Annotated in this window: 5 protein-coding genes and 1 tRNA gene; all 6 read right to left on the bottom strand. The window is 59.6% G+C overall.

All coding sequences use genetic code 11. The features are described from left to right. Window positions 1-95: 95 nt before the first annotated feature. Entirely contained in the window at window positions 96-536 is a 441-nt protein-coding gene (locus HAV22_RS23415; RefSeq protein ID WP_166862288.1) for a hypothetical protein, read from the bottom strand. Between the two features lie 2,339 nt (window positions 537-2,875). Then, window positions 2,876-4,084 carry a tyrosine-type recombinase/integrase gene (locus HAV22_RS23410; protein ID WP_166862286.1) on the bottom strand — a complete coding sequence of 403 codons (1,209 nt, stop codon included), beginning with the start codon at window positions 4,082-4,084 and terminating at the stop codon, window positions 2,876-2,878. A gap of 150 nt (window positions 4,085-4,234) precedes the next feature. After that, a tRNA-Ser gene (locus HAV22_RS23405) sits at window positions 4,235-4,328 on the bottom strand. A 97-nt stretch (window positions 4,329-4,425) separates the two neighbouring features. After that, window positions 4,426-5,673 carry an aspartate kinase gene (locus HAV22_RS23400; RefSeq protein ID WP_166862284.1) on the bottom strand — a complete coding sequence of 416 codons (1,248 nt, stop codon included), beginning with the start codon at window positions 5,671-5,673 and terminating at the stop codon, window positions 4,426-4,428. A 127-nt stretch (window positions 5,674-5,800) separates the two neighbouring features. After that, entirely contained in the window at window positions 5,801-7,231 is a 1,431-nt protein-coding gene (gene tilS / locus HAV22_RS23395; RefSeq protein ID WP_166862282.1) for a tRNA lysidine(34) synthetase TilS, read from the bottom strand. Then, entirely contained in the window at window positions 7,228-8,205 is a 978-nt protein-coding gene (locus HAV22_RS23390) for an acetyl-CoA carboxylase carboxyltransferase subunit alpha (RefSeq protein ID WP_166862280.1), read from the bottom strand. Before HAV22_RS23390 ends, tilS begins: the two co-directional genes overlap by 4 nt. Window positions 8,206-8,210 lie beyond the last annotated feature (5 nt).

Below are 8,210 nucleotides of genomic sequence, written 5' to 3'. Positions count from 1 at the left end.
AGTTGCAGGTACGTGCCGCTATCCTCAATCGCTTCACACGGTTGGGCACGCCCACGACGGTCGCCATGCCGTAATTCCGTCCGGGATTGGGGGCATTACGTGCCCAGCTGATTTATGCAACAAAGCCACCCCACAACAGCAGGATTACCGCCCCTCGCCGGTTTGTATCCCCAGCGCACTGTATCTGCGATATCTTTGAGTATTTCAGTGTGGGCCGCCTCTAAGTCTGCGATTGTATATTCTGTACCCCCGATAACCGCTTTGCCGAAACTACTTCTTCTTGCGAGAGTATTGTAATCACCAAGCTGGCTCAAGACATGTTCAATGTGTGTGCCACGGGGGAGATCTGCTAACAGCGCATCTAGCAATGGCTTATGCGGCGACCCAACTGCTAGTTCTATGACGCGATCTGTTAAGGGATACATAAGTGGCAAGCCTGCATCCAAGCTCACGCCGGCGCCAAGCAGCCACATTTGATTTGGCCTGCTTAAAAATTCATCAAGTTGCTGCAAGTACCCATCATTGTTAACGCTCATCCGGACTCTCAGAAATTGTTATAAAGAAATATTATTATTGGTTTTCACGATGATAAACTGAAAACATGATTTTAGGTAACTGTATCTCGACGACGGTCAAGGTCGTATTCAATCGACCAACGCATATGACCAACTGCACTGTCTCCAAGAATTAGCCTCTGACGACACGCTTTGTCCACATCGAGATCAGAATACTGCAAGTGTTCCTTGAACGACTCGATCAGTCTGGATTACCTTCGTCACTAAAATCATCATACGTTGGCATTGAGCCGAATGCACCGTAGTCACGGGCTAAATGACCCATATATTTACTAGCATCTCGACTGTCATGCCATTCATGGTCATAGGTATTTTTATTCTCTGTCCCTCGCTTTGCTATACTTTCGCCCTTCACACGCGTTTTAAAGTCAGGCAGAGCTTGTGTAGGTAATCGGCTAACCGGTTCGACCAAGTGTGCACGCCTCATATGACGCGAAAGGTTCTTAACCCGAATTTTGCATTTACATAATGTGCAGACAGTTGTCGCTGTTGCAATTAGGTTGTAGCCATCCTTAGTTGCTACAAATGACGGCGCCGCGACATGTCCTGGATTCGCCGATTTTGTGTTTATCGGTGGATCTACCCTCGCGGACGTTCGCTCAAGCCATCGAGCATGACAAAGCCTGTGGTATTTGGCAAAATGCTCGATAGAACTTTGTATTCCGCAATATCCGCAACGCTTAGTTATTGGAAGCCTTATCGTAGGGGTGATTTGTTTTACTGTCCTAGTCTTTTTTTTCCGATTCTTACCTTTTGCCTTTGGCGGGGGGTTTGGCAAGCCATATGGCCAAAGTGGACGTACCGTCGGCTCAGGAGACTGAGGGAGTACGAAGATATTTTCCCCTCTCTCTCCCGGCAAATATTGAACATATCCGGTGCCATCGCACCGGAAGCACCGTTCGTTTGTGCCACCGCAGCTACACGCTACCGATGTTTCCATCATCAGCCTCGCAATTTTAGGGACTTCTTTTTCCTTAATTCCGGCCCAGGACGGTATCGAGCGCATATTGCGCCCTGAGCTGCGCATCTGCTAGGGGACCAAGGGCGAGCGATCTATACTCTCCCCGCTCGCTCAGTTCACGCGCATGCGGGACTGCTTTGATGGCCCCGTTGACTGTGGGCTCCCTTCCCACTAGACGTCGTGTCTTCCCTCTCCAATACCCAGCGTATAGCCGCTTGCTTCGAACTTTTAACAACATAAATTTCGTATTTGCAATTTTATAAGCGTGTTGTACGCAAGTCCATAGAAATTGACTGGATATCGTCATAAAAGTTGTAGCGCTGGCTCTGCAGTTGTAGTACTCGTGCTTACCCTTGGGGATGCGCGGTTAAAGAACCCTTGCAAACATCTTTTCTAGTCGTCTTGGCGAGACCTGCAAGTACGGTCGACGTGATCTAGCTTGGCATGTCCGAGCAGAAGCTGGACGGTTCCCACGTCCGCGCCTTGTTAGATCAGCCGTGAAGCTATGGTACGTCGGCCGCTGTGCGACGCCCCCGTCCCCGCGTCCCGATATAGTTTCGTGACGTGGGACTATAGGCTATCGCATGTCACGTACTCGACTGGCTCGCCGGCCCAACTCACGCGCCGCTTGGCGTTCAAGCGGAACTTGTAGCCCTTGTGCGTCAGGATCAGCTTCCATGACGGTTCCAAACCCCGATGGCGACCGGGGTCGTTGGTAATGCAGCCGTCAGGCTATCCGGCACTCGAGGTATCGATCAAGCGTCTCAATGGCCTCAGCGTAGCTCAGGTAAATGCAGCGTTACCGGCATCCTTTCGTGATCGCTACGCGCAGGCTACATCAGACGGGCACAGGACGCCCTGTACCTAAATTTGCTCGGTTTCGGTCACGCGCATTGCAGCCGTAAGGCCCAGCAGCAGGACAAGTGTGTCGCGCTCTGGATGCCTGAGGGTGGCCGCTGTAACACGGAGAAGGTGACGGATTTGCCCCGGCTGAAGAAGCGGCTTAAGCCATTTGAACCTGTCAAGGATAGGTTGAAAACGGATTCAGAGGATGATGCGCGGAGGCGTCCTTTCTGAGTGTAATACGCTGCCCGGCTCGGTCTCGAAGAAGACTGCGCCCCCCCGTCGGCTCGTTCGGCACCGACGAGTACGTGGTCGCCGACAGGCGGTTCAGCCACGCTTCCCACGGTTATGCGGGCTGCCCGGCGAAAGTCCATTTGTCAACTATGGCCCTAACATGCTGGGAATCGCCATCTGCGACGATCGATCTGAAAATGCGCCTCGAGACTTCAACTCCGCATGGCCTCTCCGTTCAAATTCGAGGTTACTTTTAGAAGCGCTAAGACTTCGCGTGCGCTGGGGCTCCGCAGTAGTCAGCCCAGGCCTGCATAAGCATGACGCGTTTGTCCAACAGGTCGCCTCGGCGATAAGCTGCTTCCACCCTGTCCGGCAAGCTGTGCGCCAGTGCGTGCTCACACACCTCCCGTGAGAAAGCATTCCCGACCGCCTCCGCACACCAGTCGCGGAACGATGAGCGAAAACCATGAATCGTGATGTCGCCACGTCCCATGCGACGAAGGACTGCTGTCAGACTCATGTCTGACAGTGCCGCACTTTGGTATCGACCGTGAAAGATCAAACCCTTCCGGTGCGGCAGCGCGACAAGCAGCGCTATCGCCGCGGTCGACAGCGGAACCCTGTGCTCTTTCCCTGCTTTCATCCGCGCCGCGGGAACGGTCCACAGCTTCGCCTCAAGGTCCACTTCTTCCCATGTCGCACCGCGCACCTCACCTGAGCGCGCGGCTGTAAGGATTGTGAACTCAGTGGCCCGTGCTGCGACGCCCCGAGACTGCGCCAGCAGCACCATGAATGCCGGGACCTCACGCCACGGCAAGGCAGGATGGTTCCGGACAGGCGCGATTCTATCGGGATTGGCCAGCAGATTTTCTAGATGCCCGCGCCAGCGCGCTGGGTTGTCGCCCTGCCGGAACCGGCTTACGGTCGCCCAATCGAGGACGCTTTCGATCCGGCCGCGCACGCGCGTCGCGGTCTCCGTTTTGATTCCCCAGATAGGACTGAGCACCTTGACAATGAGATCTGTGTCAACGTCGGCCACCGGAAGCGCACCCATGATGGGCGAAGCATAAGTCGCGAGCGTATTTTTCCACTGCTCGGCGTGCTTCGCGTTCTTCCAGCTTCCCTTGTGTGCGTTGATGTAAGCCGTCGCGCATTGGTCAAAGGTCATCGACCGAGCTCGCCGTAGCGCCTCCGCGAGCCGCTTTGCCTTGCGGACCTCAATTGGATCCTTGGCGTCGAGAAGTTGCGCGCGGCATTCGCGAGCCAGCGTACGCGCCGTAGCCAGGTCGACAGTACGTAAGCCGCCCAGCCCCATTTCGCGCTGCTTGCCGGCCACTTTGAAGCGGAAAATCCAGCTCTTGGAGCCGGTTCTAGCGACTTGCAACCATAAGCCGCCACCGTCGCCGTAATAGCCCGGCTTGCTTAATTTGGTGACTGCCAGTGCGGACAGCTTGTTCAGGTTGAGCGGCATAGTGGCTCAATCCTACCCCCGCTTTTACCCCCGCGCTTGATCTGGATTGAGGCGGTTTCCGGAGGAGCTCACTGGACAACGTTTTCGCCGCTTTCTCCTATGAGACAGACGAAAAAAAAGCCGTCTTTCGACGGCTTTCTTTTCGCATCTTGGCGGAGGCGGTGGGATTCGAACCCACGATACAGGTTTAAGCCCGTATGCTTCCTTAGCAGGGAAGTGCCTTCGGCCACTCGGCCACGCCTCCAGTCAGCATCAACGTTTATGCGTCAGCGCTGAGTGCACGCATATTAATAGCCGCACCTCGTTTGGTCAAGGAAGCACGGCTAAATTTTTGAAAAAAGTTAAGCTTGCTCGAGGTTAAATGCCTTGTGCAGCGCGCGCACGGCCAGCTCCATGTATTTCTCGTCGATCAGGACGGAAATCTTGATCTCGGAGGTCGAGATCATCATGATGTTGATGCCCTCTTCCGACAGCGTGCGGAACATCTGCGACGCCACGCCCACGTGGCTGCGCATGCCCACGCCCACGGCCGACACCTTCGACACCTTGGCGTCGCCCAGGATCTTCGCGGCGCCGATCTCGGCCTGCACGCCTTCCAGGACGCTCATCGCGCGCTGGTAATCGTTGCGCGACACGGTGAACGTGAAGTCGGTCTTACCGTCGACCGACTGGTTCTGTATGATCATGTCGACCTCGATATTGGCCTCCGAGATCGGCCCGAGGATGTGGTAAGCGACGCCCGGCTTGTCGGGCACGCCCAGGACGGTGATTTTGGCTTCATCGCGGTGGAAGGCGATGCCCGAGATGACGGCTTGTTCCATGTTGCTTTCTTCCTCAAACGAAATCAGGGTACCCGAGTTGGCTTCTTCTTCCAGCGGCATCAGGGGGTCGGTCAGCGACGACAGCACGCGCGTCGGCACGCGGTAGTTGCCGGCAAATTCCACGGAGCGGGTCTGCAGGACTTTCGAGCCCAGCGACGCCAGTTCCAGCATTTCCTCGAACGTGATCTTGTGCAGGCGGCGCGCCTCGCTCACGACGCGCGGGTCGGTCGTGTAGACGCCGTCGACGTCCGTGTAGATCAGGCATTCGTCGGCCTTCAGCGCGGCCGCGATGGCGACGGCGGAGGTGTCCGAACCGCCGCGTCCCAGCGTCGAGATATTGCCTTCGTCATCCACACCCTGGAAACCGGTGATGATGACGATCTTGCCGGCGTCGAGGTCGGCGCGCACACGGCTGTCGTCGATCGACTGGATACGGGCCTTCGTGAACGCGGAGTCCGTCTTGATGCCCACCTGCCAGCCCGTGTACGACACGGCATCCTTGCCGCGCGCCAGCAGCGCCATGGCCAGCAGGCCCACGGACACCTGCTCGCCGGTCGAGGCGATCATGTCCAGTTCACGCGGGTCCGGCTGCGACATAATCTCTTTCGCCAGGCCGATCAGACGGTTGGTTTCACCGGACATTGCCGAGGGGACGACAACGACTCTATGACCGGCGTCGTGCCATTTGGCGACGCGCGCCGCGACGTTTTTAATGCGTTCCGTCGAACCCATCGACGTACCGCCGTATTTGTGGACTATTAAGGCCATGACTGAAGGGATTTCCGCTTGTAAAAAATCAAATGAGCCTTTAACTCTACATGCTGCGGCGCGGAATCACAAGCCGTCAAGGGCCGAAATCTATACGGAATAGGAATATGGTAATACGGAAAGGGTATTAACCCGGGATGGCTGGCGTCGCGCTTTCCCAACGCAGCGCGACGCGGCCCGGGCCCTCGGTCACGTGTCGGCAATCCATCCCGAGCCCCGCCGCGAACAGCAAGTCGAACCCCGCATTCACGACGGGCAGGCGCCCCCGCTCCCAGGCCGGGACGCCGCTCGCCTGGTAATGCATCTTGAGGCTGCGCGACGGCCGGTTGTGCGCCAGCTTGAGTTTTTCGCCGCCCTTGCGGAAATCGATCTCGAGGCCCTGCGCGCGCAGCCAGGCGGGATCGAACCCGCGCTCGGCCGCGTCGAAGTGCAGCACGCCGCCGTAGTCCGGAAACGCGATGGACGCCTCGCCCTGCCAGCGGAACGCGTGCGCATGCTTCTCGATGATGCCGGCGTCGTCGGGATCGCGCATGCCGGCCAGATGCGGCCGGCGCGGCACGAGGAACAGATGGTCGCGGTGGCGCCGCACCTCGACGTCCGGGTGCTCCACGAGCAGTTGCGCGTCGTCGCGCGCGGACAGGATCTGCGCCACCATCTGCACGAGCCACGCCGTCGACGGCATCGCGAGGCGGCGCACGGAGAACCAGTGACGCAGCAGGTTGTCGATGCGGTCGCGGCTCAACGCGCGCACGCGCACGAGATCGAGCCCATCGCCCGCCAGGCAGGTTGCCAGGTCCTGCGCACCCAGCTCGTCCAGCAGGCGCTGGGCCGAGCGCGTGTGGGCGCTGCTGCGCGCGACTCGTTGCTGGTAGCCGGGAAACGCGGCGGCCAGCGCCGGCATCACCTGGTGACGCAACGCGTTGCGGGCATAGCGGGGGTCGGTATTGGATTCGTCCTCGACCCAGGCGATACCCTGCTCGTGCGCAAACGCTTCGAGGTCGGCGCGCGCGACGCCCAGCAGCGGGCGCGCCATCGCCAGGCGTTCGTCGCCCAGCAGGCCGGGCGCGCGGTTGGCGGGGTCCATGCCGGACAGGCCGGCCGGGCCCGAGCCGCGCAGCAATTGCAGCAGCACGGTTTCGACCTGGTCATCGAGATGGTGGGCCGTCAGCAGCACGCCGGCGCCGTGGGCGCGGCACATCTCGCCCAGCGCCGCATAGCGCAGCTTGCGGGCGGCCGCCTCGATGCCGCTCTTCCCTTTCGCGACGACGACGGCTCGCCAGTCGAACGGAATACCGAGCTCGGCGGCGGCGGCGGCGCAATGGTCGCGCCACGCATCCGCGTTCGGACTCAGGCCGTGGTGGACGTGCAGCGCACGGACGTCGAGCCCGTGCGCATGCGCGAGGCGCAGCAAGACCATCGAGTCGAGGCCGCCGCTGAGGGCGACCGCGACCGGGGGCAGCGCATCGGGGAGATATTCTGCGCGCAGGACCTCGATGGCCTGCGCGAATGAGGCGGCCGCACCGGACGCGGCGCCCGGCCCGTGGGGACGACGGCTCACTCTTCGCGCGGCGTCGTTTCCTTGAACTTGCCGTAGGCCATCAGCTTGGCGTGACGGGCATCGAGCAGGTCCTTCGTCTTCATGCCCTGGAACTGGCGCAGCGTGTCGGCCAGGGCGCGCTTCAGCAACTGGGCCATCTGGGCCGGGTCGCGGTGAGCGCCGCCCAGCGGCTCGTTGACGATCTTGTCGATCAGGCCCATCGCCTTCAGGCGGTGCGCCGTCAGGCCCAGGGCATCGGCCGCGTCGGCCGCACGTTCCGACGTCTTCCACAGGATCGACGCGCAGCCTTCCGGCGAGATCACGGAATACGTGGCGTATTGCAGCATCAGCACGGCGTCGCCGACGGCGATCGCCAGCGCGCCGCCCGAGCCGCCTTCGCCGATGATCGTGGCGATCAGCGGCACTTTCAGTTCGGCCATCACGTACAGGTTGTGGCCGATGGCTTCCGACTGGCCGCGTTCTTCCGCGTCGATACCGGGGAATGCACCGGGCGTATCGACGAACGTGAAGATCGGCAGATTGAATTTCTCGGCCAGCTTCATCAGGCGCATCGCCTTGCGATAGCCTTCCGGGCGCGGCATGCCGAAGTTGCGCGCCGCGCGTTCCTTCGTGTCGCGGCCTTTCTGGTGGCCGATGATCATGCACGACTGGCCGTTGAAACGGGCCAGCCCGCCGATGATCGACTGGTCGTCGGCGAAGGTACGGTCGCCGTGCAGCTCATGGAAATCGGTGAAGATCGCGTTCACGTAGTCCATCGTGTACGGACGCTGCGGATGGCGGGCGATCTGGGAAACCTGCCAAGGGGTCAGCTTGGCATAGATGTCTTTCGTCAGTTGCTGGCTCTTCTTGGCCAAGCGATCGATTTCTTCCGAGATGTCGACGGCGGAATCATCCTGCACGAAGCGCAGCTCTTCGATCTTGGAATCGAGCTCGGCAATCGGCTGCTCGAAACTGAGGAAAGTTGTTTTACTCATTGTAC

The organism is Telluria antibiotica (assembly GCF_011682055.1).
Classification (GTDB): domain Bacteria; phylum Pseudomonadota; class Gammaproteobacteria; order Burkholderiales; family Burkholderiaceae_D; genus Telluria; species Telluria antibiotica.
The sequence above is the reverse complement of the archived record's forward strand: the minus strand, read 5'-3'. Positions and strand labels throughout refer to the sequence as shown.